Raw genomic sequence first — 20,466 nt, 5'->3', positions numbered from 1 at the left:
GCCAAAGCCGGGCTTTCGGGCCACATAGACGCGGCGGCCTTTTCTTGGGGCCACAGGGCTGGCAAAGGCGAAGGCATGATTCGCATCCTCACCCTGCTGCTTGCCGCCTTGCTGGCCCTGCCGGCGCTGGCCCAGTCGGTCAGTGACCAGCCGCACACCAAGGTGGAACTGATCGCCGCCAGCGCCGCGCCCGCGCCCGGCAAGCCGCTCACCATCGGCATCGCGCTCAGCCCCAAGGCCGGCTGGCATACATATTGGATCAACCCCGGCGATGCCGGCGCGCCGACCCGCGCCGAATGGACGCTGCCGGCCGGCACCGCTGCGCCTGCCGAACTTCAATATCCGGTGCCGGGCACGCTGGTCGTCTCCGGCCTGATGAACCACGTCTATGAAACCACCAATGTGCTGATCACCAGCGTGACGCCGCCGGCCGGCCTGGCGCCGGGCAGCGCGTTTCCGGTCACGGTGAAGGTGGATTGGCTGGTGTGCAGCCACGAACAATGTGTGCCGGAATCGACGACGCTCACCCTGCCGCTGACCATCGGGGATGGCGCCGCCGATGCCGTCATGGGCCCGCGCCTCGTCGCCGCCCGCGAAGCCTTGCCCAAGCCGCTGGCCGCCACCGCCAGCTGGGCGGTGCAGGGCAAGCGCTTCGTGCTCTCCGTGCCGTTGGCCGGCCTTGAAAATGTGCAGCGCGCCTGGTTCTTCCCGGCCGGCGATCTGGTGATCAACCATGTCACGCCGCAAGCCGTGACCCGCGCCGGCGACGCGCTGCGCATCGAGACGGATGTGGCCGATCCCGGCCCCAGCGGCGACGTCACCGGCGTGCTGCGCGTCGAAATGGCTGGCGAGCCGCCGATGGGCTTTGCCATCACCGCCAAGCCCGGAACCGTCCCCGGCCCCGGCGCGGCGCTGGCCACCGGCGCTGCCAGCGACAGCGGCGAAGAGGGCGAACCTGGCCTGGCGCTCATCCTGCTCGGTGCCGTGCTGGGCGGCCTGATCCTCAACATCATGCCCTGCGTGTTCCCGATCCTGTCGCTGAAGGCGCTGGCGCTGGCCAAGGGCAATGTCGATGCCGGCAAGGCCCGCGCCGAAGCGCTCGCCTACACCGCCGGCGTGGTCATCGTCGTCACCGCGCTGGGCGGCATGGTGCTGGCCCTGCGCGCCGCCGGCAGCCAGGTCGGCTGGGCGTTCCAGTTGCAGGACCCGCGGGTGATCAGCTTCCTGCTGTTGCTGGTGACGGCGATCGCGCTCAACCTCGCCGGCCTGTTCGAAGTGACGCTGACCAGCGGCAATCTCGGCCAGGATCAGGCACGGTCGGGCGGCGTGCGCGGCAGCTTCTTCACCGGCGCGCTGGCGGCGTTTGTCGCCACGCCCTGCACCGGGCCGTTCATGGCCGGCGCATTGGGTGCGGCGCTGGTGCTGCCAACCGTCCAGGCGCTCAGCATCTTTGCCGGACTGGGCTTCGGCCTCGCCTTGCCGTTCCTGTTGATCGGCTTCGTGCCCGCCCTGCGCCGCCGCCTGCCCAAGCCCGGCGCGTGGATGGCAAAGCTGCGCGCCATATTGTCGGTGCCGATGTTCCTCACCGCGCTGGCGCTGGCCTGGGTGCTGGGCCAGCAGGCCGGGGTGGACGGCATGGCGATGGGCCTGGCCGGCGCGCTGCTGCTCGGCCTGTTCCTGTGGTGGCTGGGCGCGCGCCAGCACGGCGGCAAATCGCTGCTGGTGCCCGGCGTGCTGAGCCTGGCGACCGTGGTGGCCGCGACCCTGTTGATCGACACCGGCACCCCGCCAGCCGGCGCCGCCGTTGCCAGCACCGCCGCCAGCGAACTGAACGCCGTGAAATATTCGCCCGCCGCGCTCGCCGACCTGCGCGCGCAGGGCAAACCGGTGTTCCTGTTCATGACTGCGGATTGGTGCCTGACCTGCAAGGTGAATGAGAAGGGCGCCATGGCGTCATCCGCCGTGGCGGAAAGCTTCAAGGCCAAGGGCATCATAGTGATGGAAGGCGACTGGACGCGCAGCGACCCCGAAATCTCGGATTGGCTGGAACAGCACAAGCGCGCCGGCGTGCCGGTCTATGTCTATTACGACGCCAAGGGCGGCGAACGCGAACTGCCGCAGATCCTGACCGTGGACGAACTGACCAGCCTCGCCGGCTGAGCCCGAGGAGCCCGACGATGCTGAAAGCCGCTGTTGCTGCCCTGATCGCCACCCTCGCCGCGCCCGCGATGGCCACGCCAATCAACGGCGTCGCCGCCCCGGATTTCACCGCCCGCGATGCCGACGGCAAACTGGTGAAGCTCTCCGATTTCCGCGGGAAAACGGTCGTGCTGGAATGGACCAACAGCGGCTGCCCCTTCGTCCGCGCCCATTATGACAGCGGCACCATGCAACAACGCCAACGCGAGGCCCGCACCGCCGGCGTCGTCTGGCTCTCGATCAACAGCGGCGCCCCCGGCAAGCAAGGCCATGTCAACGGCCCCGGCGCCAACGCCGAAATCGCCACCAACAAGGCCGCCCCGGCCCACTATCTGCTCGATCCCGCCGGCACCGTCGGCAAACTCTACGACGCCAAGACCACCCCCCACATGTTCGTCATCCGCCCCGACGGCACCCTCGCCTACCAGGGCGCCATCGACGACAAGCCCACCGCCATCGACGCCGACGCGCGCACCGCCACGCCCTGGGCGAAGAACGCCATCACCGCCGTCCTGGCCGGCAAGGCCCCTACGCCGGCGATCACCCGGCCTTATGGCTGCTCGATCAAGTACGCGGGGTAGTTCGCCCGCACGGGCACGGAGAACCAAGAAGCGGCCTCCGGCGGGCAGGGGTGACCCCTGCACCCATTTGTTTACAGGCGGTCCCCAACCTCATCACGTCGCCCCGTGCTCGACACGGGGTTGGGCTTGCGATGGTTGAAGAAATTCTGGGGGCAGCGGAGCTCCTGAACTGTGCTAAACCTGCTTGAAGGCGCTGTGTCAGGCTGAGAAGCGTTCTTCAAGTATGGTGGTTGACACTCGATTCCGCCCACCGGTACACCCACTATCACACGAAACTTTGAGGTCTGTGATGCGAGCGTCCACCGTTATCAAGCTCAAATCGGACCACTCGGCGGTGATGGCTTGCCAAGACAACTTGTCGTTCATGCGCCCGCTGCCTGATGGCATGATGGACCTCATAGTCACGTCACCGCCTTACAACATTGGCAAGTCATATGAGAAACGCTCCCCTTTAGCGGAGTATGTGAAAGGGCAAGCGCAGATCATATCTGAATGCGTTCGGCTGTTAGCCGATGGTGGCTCGCTATGCTGGCAGGTAGGCAACCATGTCCAGAACGGGGAAATCTTCCCGCTCGATCTGGTACTCTACCCGATCTTCAAAGAGCATGGTCTTCACCTGCGTAACCGCATCGTTTGGCATTTCGAGCATGGTCTGCATTGCAAAAATAGGCTGTCTGGCCGGTACGAAACAATCATGTGGTTCACCAAGGGCCACGACTACGCTTTCGATCTTGATCCTATCCGGGTGCCGTCGAAGTACCCAGGCAAGAAACACTTTAAGGGTCCCAAAGCTGGGCAATTGTCCTGCAATCCGCTCGGGAAGAATCCCGGCGATGTTTGGATCTTTCCCAACGTCAAATCTAATCATGTCGAAAAGACGATTCATCCCTGTCAGTTTCCGGTGGAACTCGTAGAGCGCTTGGTGCTGGCACTCTCCAAGCCGGGGGATAACGTCTTTGATCCATACATGGGCGTCGGCTCAAGCGTGATCGCGGCGATCAAACATGACCGCGTGGGCTATGGCTGCGACATGGTTAAAGAATATGTCGATGAGGCATGGAACCGTGTTCACCAACTGCGGGCTGGAACGCTTAAAACGCGTGCTATGGGACAGCCGGTGTACGATCCAGCGAAGCCGTATGGTGGTCACAAGTGAAGATTGTTGAGACATATTCGCACTTGAACGGCCTTGAATACCTAGGCCGTGTACCCATAAATGGGATTCCCAAGGCGGCGAGGTTCTGATTCAAGGTTTCCGGAAGGGAGCCTATGGTGAGCCGCTACGATCTGACGGAGTTTGAATGGCGTGTGATTGCGCCGCTGCTGCCGAACAAGCCGCGCGGTGTGGTGCGGGTGGACGACCGGCGGGTGTTGAATGGCATCTTTTGGGTGCTGCGTTCGGGTTCGCCCTGGCGTGATCTGCCGGAACGCTATGGCCCCTACACCACGTGCTACAATCGGTTCCGGCGCTGGACGAAGGCCGGCGTATGGGACCGGATCATGGATGCAATTACAGATGCTTACGGTGGCGACGTGCGCATGATCGACGGCACCAGCGTGCGTGTGCATCATGCCGCTGCCACTTTAAAAAAAGCCACCCAGATCGATGTCTTGGACGAAGCCGGGGCGGTCTTACTACGAAAATCCATGCTCTGACCGATGCCGATGGCCTGCCGGTGAAGATCGTCATCACGCCCGGCCAGACCCACGATATCAAGGCGGCTGCTGAACTGCTCGCCGATATCCGCCACGGCCAGATGGTGCTTGCAGACCGGGCCTATGATGCCGACTGGCTGCGCGCCATGGTGGCTGGTGGCGGTGGCTGGGCCAACATCCCACCCAAGCGCAACCGGCGCGATCCCGTCTGCTTCTCGCCCTGGCTCTACCGCCAGCGCAACCTCATCGAGCGGTTCTTCAACAAACTCAAATACTACCGCCGCATCGCCACCCGCTATGACAAGCTCGGCTCATCCTTCCTCGCAATGACCAAGCTGGCCTGCATCAGGCTACGCCTGCGCCATTATGAGTCCACGGCCTAATGGTGCATAAGCCTGGGCTTTGGCAGGAAATTCAAGATGTAATCACTGCGGTAAACGCAACCGCTTTCAAGACGAAGGTTTCCAAAGAAAAAACAATGATGGGTAAGCTGCTTTATGCTCCAAAAGAGATGAATGCCGCTATGAACAATGAGTTCAAGCTCCGTGGCTGGGCTGAATCTCGCACCTCGTACTGGGTAACGAAGGACGCAAAGGTTATTCGGCGCACAATGAGCTTGAGCGCCAAAGAGCAACGAGATGAGATCATAACCACGGGTGAGGTACCTATTTACTCATACAATCAGACTGACTTTGTGAAAGACAGGGTAGCAGTAGAGGTGCAGTTTGGCAAATACTCGTTCGTAGCCTACGATCTATTCGTTAAGCACATGGCCTTCTATGTAGGCGACGTCATCGACTTGGGTATAGAAATTTTGCCGATGAAGGCGCTACAAGCCGAAATGTCTTCTGGCCCTGGATACTATGAAGGCGAACTATACAATCTCATTCGGCAAGGTCGAGGTATCCCGGCTGTTCCGTTGGTCGTGGTTGGTGTTTGCCCATGAATTAGAAGTCAGGGGACAGAGAATTCTTCCAAAAGAAGCCATGCTGCCTGTCACCCAGAGCGGTCTTGATCAGACACGGCCTTCTTGCTTGTGGCGCGTGGTGGCGAGCTGATGCACGGCCTGTCCTACGCTACCAAAGCCTGTCATGATGGCGCTGCCCGGTGGTATGGCGCAATGCAATGGCGGGCGAAGGCGGGGCAAAGACTTTTGAAGACAGGCAATGAAAACAACGCTGAAACCCGTGCGATTCGTCCAATCTGGCAAAACTGCCGGGCAGGAATTTCCGATTGTGACAGGATTCAGCTTCAGGGGGAGACGATCATGCTGACCCGCCGTGAAACCCTTGCCGCCGCGGCCACGGCCTTGCTGGCAGCCGAGGCCACCAGCGCCGCGCCGGCCGCGAAGATCATCGCCAGCGACTATTGGGCCAGCAAGGGCGACGTGAAGCTTTACATCTACCGCAAGCGGCTTGCCGGCGCGGCGAAGCGCCCGGTCTTGTTTCTGGTGCATGGCTCCAGCTTTTCGGGGCGCGGCGGTTATGATCTGCAGGTGCCGGGGCGCAGCGATTATTCGATGATGGACTGGTTCGCAGCGCGTGGCTTCGATGTGTGGACGATGGACCATGAAGGCTATGGCCGATCGACCCGCACCGGCGGCTTTTCCGACATCGCATCGGGCGCCGACGATCTCGCCGCGGCCTTTGCCGTTGTGACGCGCGAAACCGGCGAGGCGGCGCCGATGGTGTATGGCCAATCCTCTGGCGGGCTGCGCGCTGGCCTGCTGGCGATGCGGCAACCGGGCTGCATCTCGCGGCTGATCCTGGATGGCTTTACACACACCGGGAATGAGGCGCCGGAAATCCTGCGCCGCCGCGCCAATGTCGCCCAGCTGCGCGCCAGCCCCTGGCGCGAGGCGACCGAGCAGACATACGTGGGCATCTTCAGCCGCGATGATCCATCCACCGCCGATCCGGCCGTGCCGGCGGCGCTGGCGAAGTACGAGCTGGCGCTGGGCAACCGCATCCCCAACGGCACCTATCTCGACATGGCGACGAAGATGCCGATGATCGATCCGGCGAAGCTGACCATGCCGGTGCAGATGACCCGCGCGGTCCACGACGGCAACGCCACCGAGGCCGACCTGCTCGATTTCTTCGACAAGCTGCCCTCGCCCGACCGCCAGTTCATCATCACCGATGGCGTTGCCCATATTGCGGTGCTGGGGATCAACCGGGTGCGCGTGTTCCACATGATGCACGCGTTCCTGACCATGCCGGGGTTGGGCGCAGCCTGAGGTTCACGCCAGCCGCAGCGCCCCGTCGGCCAGTGGCCGCTGCAAGGCCGCCGCATCGGCCCATTCCGCCGTCAACCAGCGGCGCTGGTCTTCGGCGATGGTCAGGATCACCGGCATCGCCTTGGGGTGATGCGGCGCGACATCGGCATTGGAGTCGCAGGTGAGGAAGCCGAACAGGGTGAGCGTCACTTCGCCTTCGGCCTTTTTGCGCACCCCGGTCCAGCGGGTGGCGATACCGGCGAAGCAGGCAAGCGTGTCTTGCTGGACCAGCGGGTTTCCCGCCGCCATTTCGAACCACAGCGGGGCGAAGCCGTTGTCGCCCTTCACATGTTCGGCGAAGGCGGTGAACGGCACCAGGCAGCGGTGCGCGGGGGCGAGCCAGCGGCGCCAGTGGGGGGATTTGGTGTTGCGGATGTTGGTGATGCCGCGATCAACCGTCTTGCCTTCCAGCGCGAAGGCCGGGCTGGGCATGCCCCAACGGGCATATTGCAGCACCGGGCCGGCTTCACTGCGCGACAGGCCGATGATCGGGGCTTCGCCATCGGGATAGATGCCGGGCAGCGCAGCGAGATTGCCGAGGTGATCCGTGACCGGCCCCAGTTCCAGCGCCCGCGCCAGATCACGCAGCGCCTGCTGGCCTTTGGTGAGGGCGAAGAGATTGCACATCAGCGCATTACAGCGGCGGCGGCGCAAGGCTCCAGAGCCAGACGAGATTGGCCAGGGTGCCCGTCACGCCGAGCAACAACCGGGAAGACCCACGCATCATGCCGGTAACGGCATGGCACGGCCGGGCCTGAAGATGCGCGGGCGGCGCGGTCCATCATGGCATCAACTGCGGCGGTCTCCGAACCAGATTGGCGGACGGCGCTGCGCCCAGGGGGCGGCGGCCTCCAGTTGGAAGGCAAGATCAAGCAGCCTTGCATCGTCGCCGCGCCGGCCGGCAAAGTGCATGCCCAGCGGCAGACCATTGGTCGCTTGCATGATCGGCACGCTCATCGCGGCAGCGCCGGTCAAATTCTGCACCGGCGTGTAGGCCACCAGCCGCATCATGTCCGCCATCAGCTCGGCCGGCGGGCGCGTGGGCGACAGGAAACCGATCGGCACGGCATGGCGCGACAGGACGGGGGTGAGCAGCAAATCATGATCCCGGAAACTGGCGTTATAGGCATCGCGATAGGCGGCCAGGCGCCCCATCAGCGCCTGCACATCGGCCGGCGCCATGGCCGCACCATTGCCGGCGAGATGACGCGTAAGCGGTTCCAGCTTGGCAACACCATCGGCGCCGAACGCCTTTTGCACCGCGCCAACCGCCTGCGCCGCGCCGAGCGACCAGAGCGCCACGAAATCGCGGGCGAATTCCACGGGCGGGATGGGCCAGGGCGCATCGATCACCGTGTGGCCCATGGATGCCAGCAGACGGCGGGTGCGATCGATGCCAGCCAGCACTTCGGCATCGGGCTGGGCGTTCTCGGGGCCGGCGGTGATCACCGCGATGCGGAACCGCGCGCCGGCCGGACCGTTCAGCCGCGGCACCGGTGCGCCCAGCCCATCGGCTGCCGGGCCTTGCAGCGCCGCCATGGTGAGCGCGGCATCGCGCACGCTGCGGGTGAGCACATGATCGACGGCGATTTCGGCGGGATCATCGGCCTTGCCCTGCCCGGCAAGACGCCCGCGGCTGGGCTTGAAGCCGAACAGGCCGCAGAGCGCAGCGGGAATGCGGATCGATCCGCCACCATCATTGGCATGGGCAATCGACACCACCCCGGCCGCCACCGCCGCCGCGCTGCCACCCGACGAGCCGCCCGGCGAAAATGCCGGGTTCCACGGATTGCGCGTCGGGCCGTGCGACAGCGGCTCGGTCACGCACATCAGGCCGAATTCCGGGGTTGCCGTCTTGCCGATCGGCAGGGTGTTCATCTGGGCAAAGGCATCGACAAAAGCTTCGTTCTTCGTGGCCGGCGGCACATTGGCGAACGCCCGGCTGCCGTTTTTGGTCGGCCAGCCCTTGTAGTCGTTCAGATCCTTGATGAAGGTCGGGATGGCCGGTTGGCGCTCATCCTTGGGCAGGCTGGCAATGGCACGGGGCCGATCGATCAGCACCGCGAAGTTCAGCTGCAGCTGCGCAGCATCGGCGCGGTCCAAAGCGGCCAGAACCTCGTCGCGCGCGCTGGCGGCGCCGCTGCGGATGCGCTGCGCCAGGCCGATGGCGTCAGCCGGGTCGGCTGCGCCGGTTTGCGCCAGCGCCGGTGCGGCGGCGAGCGCGGCCCCGCCAGCCAGCAGCGCGCGGCGCGAGATGTCGAGATCAGTCATGCTATGCCCTCCCCAGGTGCGGCGGCGAAGGTGGCATGGCGAGGGCAGGCGGGCAAGCGCGGTGCCCTCATTTCACTTGCGCTTGAACACCTGTTTCCCGGCCAGCCACGTTGCGGTCACCTTGATCCGCCACAGATCGCCTTCCGGTGCGGTGAACGGATCGCGTTCCAGCGTGATGAAATCGGCCCATTTGCCGGGTTCCAGCGTGCCGACCTTGTCTTCATTGTGGCCGGCGCGGGCCGCCCACAGCGTGAAACCGGCGAAGGCATCCTCGCGGCTCAATTTCTCCCACGGGCGCCAGCCGCCGGCGGGCAGGCCGTCGCGCGATTGCCGCGTCACGGCGGCGTGGATGCCGAACATCGGATCGGGCGGCTCCACCGGGAAATCGCTGCCCAGCGCCAATTGGGCGCCGCTCTTCTTGATCTGCTGCCAAGCATAGGCGCCGCCCAGACGACCTTCGCCGAGCCGGGCTTCGGCCATGCCCTTGTCCGATGTGGCGTGGGTGGGCTGCATGGAGGCGATGATCTTCAGTTCGGCAAAGCGACCGAGATCGGCCATGTCGACGATCTGCGCATGCTCGTTGCGGTGGCGCAGCTTGACGCGCTCGGCCAGCGGCACGGCGGCAAAGCCGTCCATCGTCGATCGATTGGCCTGATCGCCGATGGCGTGGACATTGACCTGAAAGCCATCCTTCGAGGCATCGGTGATATAGGTCTTCAGCCGGTCCGCCGGGGTGATGTCCAGCCCGCGGGTGTTCGGCATGTCGGCATAGGGCGCAATCAGATAGGCACCGCGGCTGCCGAGGGCGCCATCAGACACCAGCTTCATCGACTGCATGGCGATCAGGTCGTTCCAGCCCCAGGGGATCGGGCCACCCGGCGCGATGGCCTTGCGATTGTCCGGCCCGGCGGCCATCGCATAGAGGCGCGCCGTCAGCTTGCCGGCCTTGGCAAAGCGGACATAGCGGTCCCAGGTCGGCTTATCCATGCCGGCATCATGCGCGCCGGTCAGGCCGACTTCGGCCATGGTTTCCAATGACTTTTCCAGCACCAGGTCGAGCCGCCGTTCATCATCATCGGGGATGACACGGGTGATCAGTGCCATGGCCTTGTCCACGAACACGCCGGTCGGGTTGCCGGCGGCATCCCGGATGATCTCACCGCCATCGGGGGCCTTGGTATCGCGGGTGATGCCAGCGGCCTTCAGCGCCGCCGTGTTGGCCCAGCCGGCATGCCCATCGACGCGGGCAAACCAGGCCGGGCGGCTGCCGGTGACGGCATCAAGCTCGGCAGCGGTGGGGAAACGTCCGATCAGCTTGCCGTCCTGATACCAGCGCTCCTGATTCCAGCCGCGGCCCATGATCCACCCCGCTGCCGGCGCGCCGGCCTTGATGCGGGCCAGGGCTTCCGGGATGGAGGCGGTGTCGCGCAGATCAACCACCAGTTTCAACTCGCCCAGCCGCATGACATGGCCGTGGGCATCGATCAGGCCCGGCCACAGCGTGGCGCCAGCCAGATCGACGCGCGCGCCAGCGGGCAGTGCCGCCCCGGTCGCCATAGTGGCCTTCACCTTGCCGTCATCGCCCACCACCAGCGTCGCAAAACGATGCAGCACGCCCTTGGCGTCGAGCGTGTAGCCATTGGCATTGGTGTAAAGCGTGTCGGCAAGGGCCGGCGCGGCGGCAGACAGCAGCACGGCAAGCAGGAGTTTCTTCATGTTCGTCCCCAATTCAAAGGTCCCTGGCCATGAACACCCAGTTTTCGTGCATGACGGCCGGCACCTCGACCTCCGGATAGAGCGGAATGCGCGCAAAGCCCAGCCGTTCATAAAGGGCAATGGCCGTGATCAGCGTGGGCGCGGTATCGAGGAACATGGTGCGATAGCCAAAGCCGCGCGCCTCCGCCATCAACTGCTCGACCAGCGCGCGGCCCAGCCCCTGCCCCTTGGCGCTGTCGCGGATATAGACGCGCTTCATCTCGCAAATGCCGCTGCGCACCCGGCGGATGCCGCCCATGCCGATGGTGTGGCCGGCCTGTTCAACGATGTGGAACTGGCTTTCCGGCGGCCCCGGCCCCAGGGTTTTCGGCAGCGCGGCGGGCACATAGGCGCGAATATCGCCGCCGGGGAAGATGTCGGCCAACGAAACGCCATATCGCGCCGCAACGCCGGAAAACACATATTCCAGATACTCGGTGTTGAGATCGATCAGCAGCGCTTCATCATCGGGCAGACGGGCGCTGCGGGTGTGAAGGGTCACCGCACCAACCGGCGGATCAAGCTGCTGGTATCCTGCCGCGCGCCGCCCATGGCCTGCACATCGGCATAATATTGATCGACCAGCGCGGTGGTCGGCAACGGCACACCCAACCGCTTTGCCTCATCCAGCGCCAGGCCGAGATCCTTCCTCATCCAATCCACGGCAAAGCCGAAATCAAACTGGCCGCGAGTCATGGTGCGGGCGCGATTCTCCATCTGCCAGCTTTGCGCGGCGCCCTTGCTGATCACATCGACCACCGCATCCATGTCCAGCCCGGCCTTCATCCCCAGCGCCAGCCCTTCCGACAGGCCGGCGAGAATGCCGGCGATGCACAATTGGTTGACCATCTTGGTCAATTGCCCGCTGCCGGCCGGCCCCATGTGGCCGATGCGCAGCGCGTAAGCCTGCATGACGGGTTCCGCCGCTGCGAACGCCGCATCGCTGCCGCCGACCATGATGGTCAGCTTGCCATTTTCGGCGCCAGCCTGCCCGCCCGACACCGGGGCATCCACCACCAACAGGCCGCGCGCGTCGCCCTCGCTGGCCAGCCGGCGGGCGATGGCGGCCGACACGGTGGTATGATCGATGAACATCGTGCCGGGGCGCATCGCGGCAAAGGCCCCATCCGGCCCCAGCGTGACGGCCTCCAGATCGGCATCGGCGCCGACACAGGCGATCACCGCATCGGCGCCCTTTGCCGCGGCAGCGGCAGTGGCGGCGCTGCGCCCGCCGTGCGCAGCGACCCATGTATCGGCTTTCTGCGACGTGCGGTTGTAAACGGTCAAGCTGTGGCCCGCCGCGGTCAGATGCCGGGCCATGGGTGCGCCCATGACGCCCAGGCCAAGAAATGCGATATGTTTGCCCATGCGCGCGGCTCTAACGCCCCGCCGCGAGCCGCGCAATCAGAGGATGCTTTGCGAGGCCGGCAGGAACAGCGACACCACATCGCGCGCCAGCCGCGCCGGGCGCATGGTGGCGACATCGATGCAGCACCAGGTGCTTTTCACCTCCGCGATCACCTGTTCGCCGCGCTTGAACAGCGTGGTGAAGAACGCCCGCGCGCCCTGCACGCCTTCGGCAACCACGCTGGCGACCACATCGTCATTCAGAAACGCCGGCGTGCGGTAATTGATGTTGTGATTGAGCGCGACCCAAAGGTGATTGGCCACGGCTTCGGGCGGCGCGGTATTCTGCCAATAGGCCACCACCGCATCCTGCACCCAACGCAGATACACGGCATTGTTGACATGGCCCATATGGTCGATGTCGGCCGGATCGACGGCCACATCATGGCGGTACATGTGAAACACTCCCGATCAGGCAAACAACAGGATGGTCATGGCCGACGCGGCGGGTCAAGCCCGCTGGTCACTGCACGGCACTGGCGCGGCACAAGCTGCGGCGCTATGCAGCGGCGATGAACGCCACCGCACCCGCCGTGCAGGACAGCCTGCCGATCAGCCTTGATGATGTGACGGCCGCCGCCGCCGCCATTGCCGGCCAGGTGATCCGCACGCCCTGCTTGAAATCGGAAACGCTGAGCCAGATGACCGGCGCCGAGGTGTGGCTGAAGTTCGAGAATCTGCAGTTCACCGCCGCTTATAAAGAGCGCGGCGCGCTGAACCGGCTGCTCAGCCTGACGGCCGAAGAGCGCAGCCGCGGCGTGATCGCCGCATCGGCCGGCAACCATGCGCAAGGGTTGGCCTATCACGCGCGCCGGCTCGGCATTCCGGCGACCATCGTGATGCCGCAGTTCACGCCGATCGTGAAAGTGCAGCAGACCGAAGGCCATGGCGCCAATATCGTGTTGTTCGGCGAGAAATATGACGATGCCAGTGCCCACGCGCTGGAACTGGCCGAGCGCAAGGGGCTGGTTTATGTCCATCCGTTCGATGATCCGCGCGTGATGGCCGGCCAGGGCACGGTCGGCCTGGAAATGCTGGAGGATGTGCCGGAACTGGACACGCTGGTGGTGCCGATCGGCGGCGGCGGGCTGATTTCCGGGATCGCCACGGTCGCCAAGGCGCAAGGTCGGCACATCGACGTGATCGGCGTGCAGGCGGAGCTTTACCCGTCGATGCATGCCGCGATGCGTGGGACAACGGCGGTGTGCGATGGTGACACGCTGGCCGAAGGCATCGCGGTGCGCCAGCCGGGCCTGTTGACCCGTCAGGTGGTGCGCGCGCTGGTCGATGATATCGTGCTGGTGGGGGAACGCGATCTGGAACGCGCCGTGTCCCTGCTGCTCGGCATCGAAAAGACCGTGGTGGAAGGCGCCGGCGCGGCGGGCCTGGCGGCGTTGCTGGCGCATCCGCGGCGGTTCCGTGGGGCCAAGGTCGGCCTGGTGCTGTGCGGCGGCAATATCGATACGCGGCTGCTGGCCAATGTGCTGCTGCGCGATCTGGCCCGCCATGGCCGGCTGGCACGGCTGCGCATCCGCCTGAAAGACCGCGCCGGGCAATTGTTCGAAGTGGCGCGCATTTTCGATCAGCAGCAGGTGAACATCCTGGAGGTATATCACCAGCGGGTGTTCACCAATCTGCCGGCCAAGGGCCTGATCGCCGAAATCGAATGCGAAACCCGCGACCGCGATCATCTCGATCGCCTGATGGAGGCGCTCAGCGCCGCCGGTTACGATGTGCGGATGATCGAAGCCGACTGAACGGGCGTCGATTCGGCGACTCGCCAGCGGAGCAACTGCACGCTAGCGTGTCCGTTAAGGCTGGTGGGCATCAGCCGTGTGGCGGGGGCAGAAGGGCTAAAGGCGCGGCGTGACGGACCAGAGCTATCGTTTTCCGCGGTTTTTCGTGACCGCACCTTCGCCGTGCCCCTATTTGCCGGGCCGCACCGAACGCAAGGTCTTCGCCGAATTGAAGGGCGATGATGCCCAGGCCATGGCCGAAGCGCTGGGCCGCATCGGTTTTCGGCGCAGCCAGAATGTCGTGTACCGGCCCAGCTGCGATGGCTGCCAGGCCTGTGTGTCGGTACGGGTGCCCACCGCGCGCTTCGTGCCGGGCCGCAGCCAGCGCCGGCTGCTCGCCCGCCACGCCGATCTGGAGGTGCACGCCTGCGAACCCTGGGCCACCGACGAACAATGGCAATTGCTGCGCCGTTATCTGGCGGTGCGCCACCCCGGCGGCGGCATGGCGGCGATGGACGTGCATGATTTTGCCGACATGATCGAACAATCGCCGGTCGATACCGTGGTGGTCGAATATCGTGAGCCGGGTGTGGACGGCAAATTGGGCCGCCTGGTCGGCTGCTGCCTCACCGACAAGCAGGCCGATGGCCTGTCGATGATCTACAGCTTCTATGATCCCGAAAGCGCGGAGCGGCCGGGCATGGGCAATTTCATCATCCTCGATCATGTCGTGCGCGCCGCCCGCGCCGGCATGCCGCATGTCTATCTGGGATACTGGATCGAAGGCTGTGACCGCATGGCCTACAAGGCGAAGTTCAAGCCCGTCGAGGCGTTGATCGGCGGGCATTGGCGGGAATTGTGATGGCGGCGTCAACTCACGGTTGACATTGTCCCTCGTGTCGCCTAGAGGTTGACACGTGCAGATCGACAGCATCCGGCACAAGGCGCTGCGCCGGTTGGTGGAAACGGGCAACACCAAAGGCGTGATCGAGCCTGATCGGATCATCGACATGATCGCGTTCATTGCTGCGGCAAGTAGGCTGGCGGAATTGGCCACGCCACCGAATTTCGGCTTTCATGCCCTGTCCGGCGACCGCAAGGGCCATTATGCGATGACCGTCACGCGCAATTGGCGGCTGACGTTTACGGCGCTGGATGACAGCACGATCGCCGAGCTTGATCTGGAGGATTATCACTGATGGCCATCAAGATTCATGCGTCGATCCACGTCCACCCCGGCCCCTGGCTGAAGCGGCAGATCGTTGAACCGCACGGCATCAACGTGAAGGATCTGGCCGCGCATTTCGGCGTGTCCCGCCAGAATCTCAGCAATGTCCTGAATGGCCACACTGCCGTGTCGGCCGACATGGCGATCCGGTTTGAAAAGGCATTCGGCATCATGGCCGACACGGTGATGCGGATGCAGGTTGCGCATGATCTGGCCCTGGCGCGTCGCAACACCGCCGACTGCCAGATCGCGCCGCTGGCGACTGCAGCCTGAACTTGACAGTTCCGCCCGCACCAGAACGGTCCGCCCGGCGCATGTTGGCATTTCCCGCTGCCCACAGCTGCATTCGGCGCTTTGGCCGTGTCGGCGGCATGCCAGTCCTTTACTTTCACGGGTCCCCTGGAGCCGCGGTGGAGGCGGAGTTGATCGCGCCGGCCGCAGCGCATCAGGGCGTGGAAATCTGGGCGATCGACCGCGCCCAGCTCGCTGCCGCGTTTGAGACCACAGCCTATCTCGATCGTCTTGCCGGTCTGGTTCTGGAAATGCAGGCCGGTCGCCCGCTGCCGATACTCGGCTTTTCGATCGGTGCGGCACTGGCGTTGCGCGTGGCAGCCCGGCTGGGTCCGGATGCCGGCCCCTTGTTCCTGCTGTCGGCCGGTGGGCCGCTCGACGTGCCCGGCGCGTTCGACGGCATGGGCGCGGGTGCCCGCGTGTTCAAGGCGGCGCAGGCCAATGGTGCCGGCTTTGCCCTCACGATTGGCCTGCAAGCCCTGATGGCACGCCATAGGCCCGCCATGCTGCAACGCTTGCTGTTTGCCGGCGCGGATCAGGCGGATCGGGCGTTTGCCGCAACGCCAGCGGGCCGTGCGATCCTCACCGGCATTATCGCAAAGGCCTGGGACGCCAACGCCAGCGGCTATCGCGCTGACCTCATGGCCTATGTGGCGCCATGGTCAAACGAGCTACTGGCGATTTCGACGCCGGTGCAGCTTTGGCATGGCAGCAGCGACACATGGGCGCCGCTTGCCATGGGCCGCAGCATCGTGGAGCGGCTGGCAAGCGGGACGCTGAACATGGGCCCCGACGGGCATTATACGACGCTGATCAACAACGCCCCTGCTGCCCTGGCTGCGGCGGCTGGCTGAGCCGGCGATGGCCATTCAGGCGGTTATGGCCGTGCCTTGCAGCCCCGCCCGCGCCAGCAGAGCGGCGGTGGACGGGTCAAAGCCCAGATCGTCACCGGCCAGCATGGCGTTGGCCATTTCCTTGCCAAGTTCCACGCCCCATTGATCGAACGGGTTGATGCCCAGCAATACGGCGGCGACGAACACGCGATGTTCATAAAGCGCAATCAGCGCGCCCAGTGTGTGCGGATCGAGCCGATCCAGCAGCAGGGTGGATGAGGGCCGGTTGCCGCTGAAGGTCTTCGCCCGCGCCAGCGCCGGATCGCCGCCCGACAGGGCCAGAGCGACATCGAAGCTGCGGCCCTTCAGCAACGCGGCGCCCTGGGCGAAACAATTGGCCAGCAATTGTTGATGATGGGTGCCCGGCATGGCATGGCCGGGTTCGCGCACGGCGACGAATTCGATGGGGCCGATCACCGTGCCCTGGTGCAGCAATTGAAACACCGCGTGCTGGGCATCGGTGCCGGTGCCGCCCCAGGTGATCGGCGCGGTAGCGCCAACCATGGGTTCACCATCGCGGGTCACCGATTTGCCGTTCGATTCCATTTCCAGCTGCTGCAGATAGCTCGGCAACAGCCGCAGCCGTTCATCGTAACAGAACACGCCGCGCGTCGGCTGGCCCTGCACATGCGCGGCCCACACATCCGCCAGGCCAGCGAGCACCGGCAGATTGCCGGCGAACGGCGCACCGAGGAAATGCGCGTCCATCGCCGCCGCCCCGGCCCGCAATGCGGCCAGAGCCTCCGGCCCGCAGCGGATCGCCAGCGGCAGGCCGACGGCGGACCACAGCGAATAGCGCCCGCCGACGCTTTCGGCGAACGGCAGCACGGTGCCGGCGCCCCAGGCGACGGCGCGATCCGGGCGCGCGGTGATGGCGATGGTGTGCGCGCGGGCATCGGCGACACCCGCCGCCGCGAACCATTGCAGCGCCGTTTCGGCATTGGTCATGGTTTCGGCAGTGGTGAAGGTTTTGGAGACGACGACCAGCCGCGTGCGCGCCGGGTCGCAGACGCTGAAGGTGCGGGCGAGCGCTTCACCATCGATGTTGCTGACCACGTGCACCCGCGCGCCATCGCCGTCACGGCCCAGCGCATCAAGCAGCAACGCCGGGCCCAGCGACGACCCGCCGATGCCGATATGGATGACATCAGCCACCGCGCTGGCGCGGATTTCGGCAGCCAGTGCGGCCACTTGTGCAGCGGCGGCGGCGGCAGCGGCCACATCTTCGGACGTGCCCATGCCGCGTTCGGCCATGTGGGTGGCCGGGCGCTGTTCCGACAGGTTGACAATGTCGCCCGCCGCCAACCGCGTCCGCCAGCCGGCCAGATCGGCCGCGCCGGCCGCGGCCAACAGCTGATCGAGCATCGGCAACGGCAGCGCCAGGCGCGACAGATCAGCATGGATGCCCGCCACATCGAGGCTCAGCCGAGCCAGCCGATCCGGCTCGCTGGCGAACAGCTGCAGGATATCGACAGGCTGCGCAGCGTTCAGCGCGGTCACGGCGGCGAGACGGTCCATGGCATCGTTTTCCTTGGGCAGGCGGGGAAGTCCAGTGTCAAATAACCCATGCCGGTTTCAGAAGGACGACACCGGTTTGGAATGGGCCGGAAATGCGGCGGGCGATACGGCCGGGATTGACGGAACCGCCGCTTGCCGTCACGAAAAATCGCGCATGGCCCGAAAAATCATCTCCGGCATCGATGTCGCCGCCGCCCAAGCCGATCGCCATGCGCAGTTGGCGGCGTGGGCGCGCGATGTGCTGGGGCATGAGTTCGCCGATCTGGCGCTGATCGATCGCGCGCTCACCCACGGCAGCGCCAGCCGGGCGACGGCTGGCAGCTACCAGCGGCTGGAATTTCTGGGCGATCGCGTGCTCGGCTGCGCCGTGGCCAGTCTGCTCTATGGCCGGCACGATGAACCCGAAGGCCGCTTGACGGCGCGGCTGCATGCCATGGTCGAAGGCCCGGCCAACGCGCGGGTGGCGCGCGGCTGGAATGTTGGCCCATTGATCGCCATGGAGCCGGTGAGCCGCGGCAAGGGCCTGGCCGACAGCGAGAATGTGCTGGGCGATGTGGCCGAAGCCATTGTGGCGGCGGTGTTCATCGATGGCGGTTGGGCAGCGGCCCACGCCATCGTGGCACGCCATTGGGGGCCGTTGATGGCCGCAGACCAGCCCTTCCTGCATGATCCCAAGAGCAGCCTTCAGCAATGGGCGCTGAAACGCCGGCTGGGGATGCCCGAATATTTGGTGATCGGCCGCGACGGCCCGGATCATGCGCCGGTGTTCACCGTTGAAGCCAGTGTGCGTGGGCAGCCGCCCACGACCGGCAGCGGCCGTTCCCGCCAGGAGGCCGAAAAGGCCGCCGCCACCGCCCTGCTTGCGAGACTGGAATCATGACAGACACATGTTGCGGCACCGTGGCCGTGGTCGGCGCGCCCAACGCCGGCAAATCCACGCTGGTCAACGCCATGGTCGGGCAGAAAGTGGCGATCGTGTCGGCCAAGGTGCAGACGACGCGTCAGCGGTTGATGGGCATTGCCATCGATGGCGCCGCGCAATTGCTGTTGATCGATACGCCGGGCATTTTCCAGCCGCGCCGCCGCCTCGATCGCGCTATGGTGAAGGCCGCGTGGGACGGCGCCGCCGATGCCGATGTGATCGCGCTGGTGGTTGATGCCAAGACCGGCCTGCGCGGTGAAGTGCCCGATATCATCGCGGCCTTGGCCAAACGCCGGGAACCGAAGTTCCTGGTGATCAACAAGGTCGATATCAGCGTGAAGGAAAAACTGCTGGTGCTGGCGCAGGCTGCCAACGCCCTGCTGCCGTTCGACGAGATTTTCTTCGTGTCGGCCAGCACCGGCGACGGCGTGGCCGAACTGAAGACGGCACTCGCCGGCCGGCTGCCGCCAGGGCCGTGGCATTATCCCGAAGACCAGTTGAGCGATGCCACCACCCGCCTGATGGCCAGCGAGCTGACCCGCGAGCAACTCTACCAGCAACTGCACGCCGAACTGCCCTATGCTGCCACCATCGAAACCGAAAAATGGGAAGAGCGGCGCGACGGCAGCATCGCCATCCACCAGCAGATCGTGGTGGAGCGCGACAGCCAGAAGGCCATCGTGCTCGGCAAGGGCGGCGCGCGCATCAAGGATATCGGCGCCACATCGCGCGCCGCGATCAGCGAACTGACCGGCAAGAAAGTGCATCTGTTCCTGCACGTGAAGGTGCGGCCCGATTGGGGCGACGATCGCAGCCTGTATAGTTCGGTCGGGCTGGATTTCGTCGATTAGGCCGCAGCGCGCTTGCGCTGGCGGCGCGAGGCGGCCCCCACCAGGCCAAAGCCGCTGATCAGCATTGCCCAGCTGGCTGGTTCCGGCACCGGTTCGCTGCCCGTGTCGATTGTGCCGGTGCCCACACCGGAATTGCCAAATTTGCTTCCCGAAACCGACTGATAGCGGACGAAGAAGTCGAACAGGTCGAGGCTGGTGATCCCCTTTTCGAACGACAGGGTCATCACCTGGCTGGTGGCTGGAAACGGGTTGCCCTTGGTGGCCATGTCGAGACCTCCAACGCCGCCGCCACTGCAATTCTTGGTGGTACCACTGCCCGCCATGAAGCAGACATCGGCGACCTTGCCCAAGCCGGGCACAGTGGCGTTGGCACCAAGGCCCTTGTCTTCAAGCACCTGGCCGAACAACGGCTTTTCAGGCCCACCCTTGGCCTGCAAGGCCTTTGCCGCCGTGATCGCGATCGGCTTGTTCTTGCTGTCATAACCCTGAAAGCCCATGCCAAAGCCAGTGATGCGTGCCGCCGTCAGCGGCGATCCGGACTTATTGGTCATCGCCACCGTGAAGTTCCAGGTGCGGTTGGTATCGACCACGCTGTTGAGCGTGAACAGCATCGATGCCGACAGTCCCTCTTGCGCCTTGCCGTCAACCAGGCCGTTATAGTTGAGCTGGAACGTCGTGCCGATCGACTCCTTGGTTAGGCTGGCGGTGGTGCCGGTCAACTCCACGGTCGCAGCTGCCGGCGCTGCCAGGCTGGCAGCGACCAAGGCCGCGAACACAGAGAAATGTTGGTTCATATATATTAATTATTCCTTTCACTTGCGGCTGCTTTAATCCACAGCAACGGTTTGAGCAATCGAAACTTGTTGTTAATTAAAATGAA

Annotated in this window: 21 protein-coding genes; 13 read left to right on the top strand and 8 right to left on the bottom strand. The window is 65.0% G+C overall.

All coding sequences use genetic code 11. The annotated features are described in order from the left end of the window. The first annotated feature begins 75 nt into the window (after positions 1 to 75). The 6 genes from AC6UUM_RS05380 to AC6UUM_RS05355 all read left to right on the top strand — a co-directional run bounded on the left by AC6UUM_RS05380 (position 76) and on the right by AC6UUM_RS05355 (position 6,675). Entirely contained in the window at positions 76 to 2,160 is a 2,085-nt protein-coding gene (locus AC6UUM_RS05380; protein ID WP_500804311.1) for a protein-disulfide reductase DsbD family protein, read from the top strand. A gap of 17 nt (positions 2,161 to 2,177) precedes the next feature. After that, complete coding sequence (locus AC6UUM_RS05375; protein WP_500804310.1) at positions 2,178 to 2,780, top strand: thioredoxin family protein; 603 nt, start codon at positions 2,178 to 2,180, stop codon at positions 2,778 to 2,780. A gap of 289 nt (positions 2,781 to 3,069) precedes the next feature. Continuing rightward, positions 3,070 to 3,936: a DNA-methyltransferase gene (locus AC6UUM_RS05370; protein ID WP_500804309.1), complete on the top strand. Its 867-nt coding sequence runs from the start codon at positions 3,070 to 3,072 to the stop codon at positions 3,934 to 3,936. Between the two features lie 113 nt (positions 3,937 to 4,049). Further along, positions 4,050 to 4,819 (top strand): IS5 family transposase gene (locus tag AC6UUM_RS05365; protein WP_500802114.1). Its coding sequence is split into 2 segments (ribosomal slippage): positions 4,050 to 4,380 and positions 4,380 to 4,819, totalling 771 coding nucleotides; the frame shifts between segments, so codons are not numbered across the junction. After that, a complete protein-coding gene (locus AC6UUM_RS05360) occupies positions 4,819 to 5,382 on the top strand; it encodes a BglII/BstYI family type II restriction endonuclease (RefSeq protein WP_500804308.1) in 564 nt (187 codons plus the stop codon). Before AC6UUM_RS05365 ends, AC6UUM_RS05360 begins: the two co-directional genes overlap by 1 nt. Positions 5,383 to 5,703: 321 nt before the next feature. Beyond that, a complete protein-coding gene (locus AC6UUM_RS05355; RefSeq protein WP_500804307.1) occupies positions 5,704 to 6,675 on the top strand; it encodes an alpha/beta hydrolase in 972 nt (323 codons plus the stop codon). Between the two features lie 3 nt (positions 6,676 to 6,678). Here AC6UUM_RS05355 and AC6UUM_RS05350 read toward each other — a convergent pair whose 3' ends face one another. From AC6UUM_RS05350 to AC6UUM_RS05325, 6 genes are all read right to left on the bottom strand, one after another. Beyond that, positions 6,679 to 7,341 carry an SOS response-associated peptidase gene (locus tag AC6UUM_RS05350; RefSeq protein WP_500804306.1) on the bottom strand — a complete coding sequence of 221 codons (663 nt, stop codon included), beginning with the start codon at positions 7,339 to 7,341 and terminating at the stop codon, positions 6,679 to 6,681. 162 nt (positions 7,342 to 7,503) lie between these two features. After that, a complete protein-coding gene (locus AC6UUM_RS05345; RefSeq protein ID WP_500804305.1) occupies positions 7,504 to 8,985 on the bottom strand; it encodes an amidase family protein in 1,482 nt (493 codons plus the stop codon). A 72-nt stretch (positions 8,986 to 9,057) separates the two neighbouring features. Continuing rightward, positions 9,058 to 10,701 (bottom strand): amidohydrolase, encoded by a 1,644-nt coding sequence (locus AC6UUM_RS05340; RefSeq protein WP_500804304.1) that lies wholly within the window; start codon positions 10,699 to 10,701, stop codon positions 9,058 to 9,060. Positions 10,702 to 10,714: 13 nt separating this feature from the next. Beyond that, positions 10,715 to 11,242, bottom strand: a complete 528-nt coding sequence (locus tag AC6UUM_RS05335) for a GNAT family N-acetyltransferase (RefSeq protein ID WP_500804303.1) — start codon at positions 11,240 to 11,242, stop codon at positions 10,715 to 10,717. Next, positions 11,239 to 12,108, bottom strand: coding sequence for an NAD(P)-dependent oxidoreductase (locus tag AC6UUM_RS05330; protein ID WP_500804302.1), 870 nt, complete (start codon positions 12,106 to 12,108; stop codon positions 11,239 to 11,241). Before AC6UUM_RS05330 ends, AC6UUM_RS05335 begins: the two co-directional genes overlap by 4 nt. A 36-nt stretch (positions 12,109 to 12,144) precedes the next feature. Continuing rightward, positions 12,145 to 12,543, bottom strand: a complete 399-nt coding sequence (locus tag AC6UUM_RS05325; protein ID WP_500804301.1) for an acyl-CoA thioesterase — start codon at positions 12,541 to 12,543, stop codon at positions 12,145 to 12,147. 116 nt (positions 12,544 to 12,659) lie between these two features. Between AC6UUM_RS05325 and AC6UUM_RS05320 the strand changes: the two genes are divergently transcribed. The 5 genes from AC6UUM_RS05320 (at position 12,660) to AC6UUM_RS05300 (ending at position 16,256) form a co-directional block, all read left to right on the top strand. Further along, the gene (locus AC6UUM_RS05320) at positions 12,660 to 13,904 is read left to right on the top strand and encodes a threonine ammonia-lyase (RefSeq protein ID WP_500804300.1); all 1,245 of its coding nucleotides are present in this window, start codon (positions 12,660 to 12,662) and stop codon (positions 13,902 to 13,904) included. Positions 13,905 to 14,013: 109 nt separating this feature from the next. Next, positions 14,014 to 14,745 carry an arginyltransferase gene (locus AC6UUM_RS05315; protein WP_500804298.1) on the top strand — a complete coding sequence of 244 codons (732 nt, stop codon included), beginning with the start codon at positions 14,014 to 14,016 and terminating at the stop codon, positions 14,743 to 14,745. A gap of 55 nt (positions 14,746 to 14,800) precedes the next feature. Beyond that, on the top strand, positions 14,801 to 15,082 hold the full coding sequence (locus AC6UUM_RS05310; protein WP_500804297.1) for a type II toxin-antitoxin system RelE/ParE family toxin: 282 nt from the start codon (positions 14,801 to 14,803) through the stop codon (positions 15,080 to 15,082). Then, positions 15,082 to 15,384 carry a HigA family addiction module antitoxin gene (locus AC6UUM_RS05305; protein ID WP_500804296.1) on the top strand — a complete coding sequence of 101 codons (303 nt, stop codon included), beginning with the start codon at positions 15,082 to 15,084 and terminating at the stop codon, positions 15,382 to 15,384. The genes AC6UUM_RS05310 and AC6UUM_RS05305 overlap by 1 nt, the downstream gene beginning before the upstream one ends. Before the next feature lie 137 nt (positions 15,385 to 15,521). Beyond that, the gene (locus tag AC6UUM_RS05300) at positions 15,522 to 16,256 is read left to right on the top strand and encodes an alpha/beta fold hydrolase (protein ID WP_500804295.1); all 735 of its coding nucleotides are present in this window, start codon (positions 15,522 to 15,524) and stop codon (positions 16,254 to 16,256) included. 15 nt (positions 16,257 to 16,271) lie between these two features. Here AC6UUM_RS05300 and pgi read toward each other — a convergent pair whose 3' ends face one another. Further along, positions 16,272 to 17,813 (bottom strand): glucose-6-phosphate isomerase, encoded by a 1,542-nt coding sequence (gene pgi, locus AC6UUM_RS05295; RefSeq protein WP_500804294.1) that lies wholly within the window; start codon positions 17,811 to 17,813, stop codon positions 16,272 to 16,274. A 154-nt stretch (positions 17,814 to 17,967) separates the two neighbouring features. Here pgi and rnc point away from each other — a divergent pair, with 154 nt between their 5' ends. Both rnc and era read left to right on the top strand, forming a co-directional pair. Beyond that, on the top strand, positions 17,968 to 18,693 hold the full coding sequence (gene rnc / locus AC6UUM_RS05290) for a ribonuclease III (protein ID WP_500804293.1): 726 nt from the start codon (positions 17,968 to 17,970) through the stop codon (positions 18,691 to 18,693). Further along, entirely contained in the window at positions 18,690 to 19,586 is an 897-nt protein-coding gene (gene era, locus AC6UUM_RS05285; protein ID WP_500804292.1) for a GTPase Era, read from the top strand. Before rnc ends, era begins: the two co-directional genes overlap by 4 nt. On the opposite strand, the gene AC6UUM_RS05280 is transcribed toward era, so the two are convergent. After that, complete coding sequence (locus AC6UUM_RS05280; protein ID WP_500804291.1) at positions 19,583 to 20,380, bottom strand: cistern family PEP-CTERM protein; 798 nt, start codon at positions 20,378 to 20,380, stop codon at positions 19,583 to 19,585. The genes era and AC6UUM_RS05280 overlap by 4 nt on opposite strands. Between the last annotated feature and the right edge of the window lie 86 nt (positions 20,381 to 20,466).

It is taken from the genome of Sandarakinorhabdus sp. (assembly GCF_987265915.1).
This window is presented reverse-complemented; position numbering and strand designations above follow the sequence as displayed.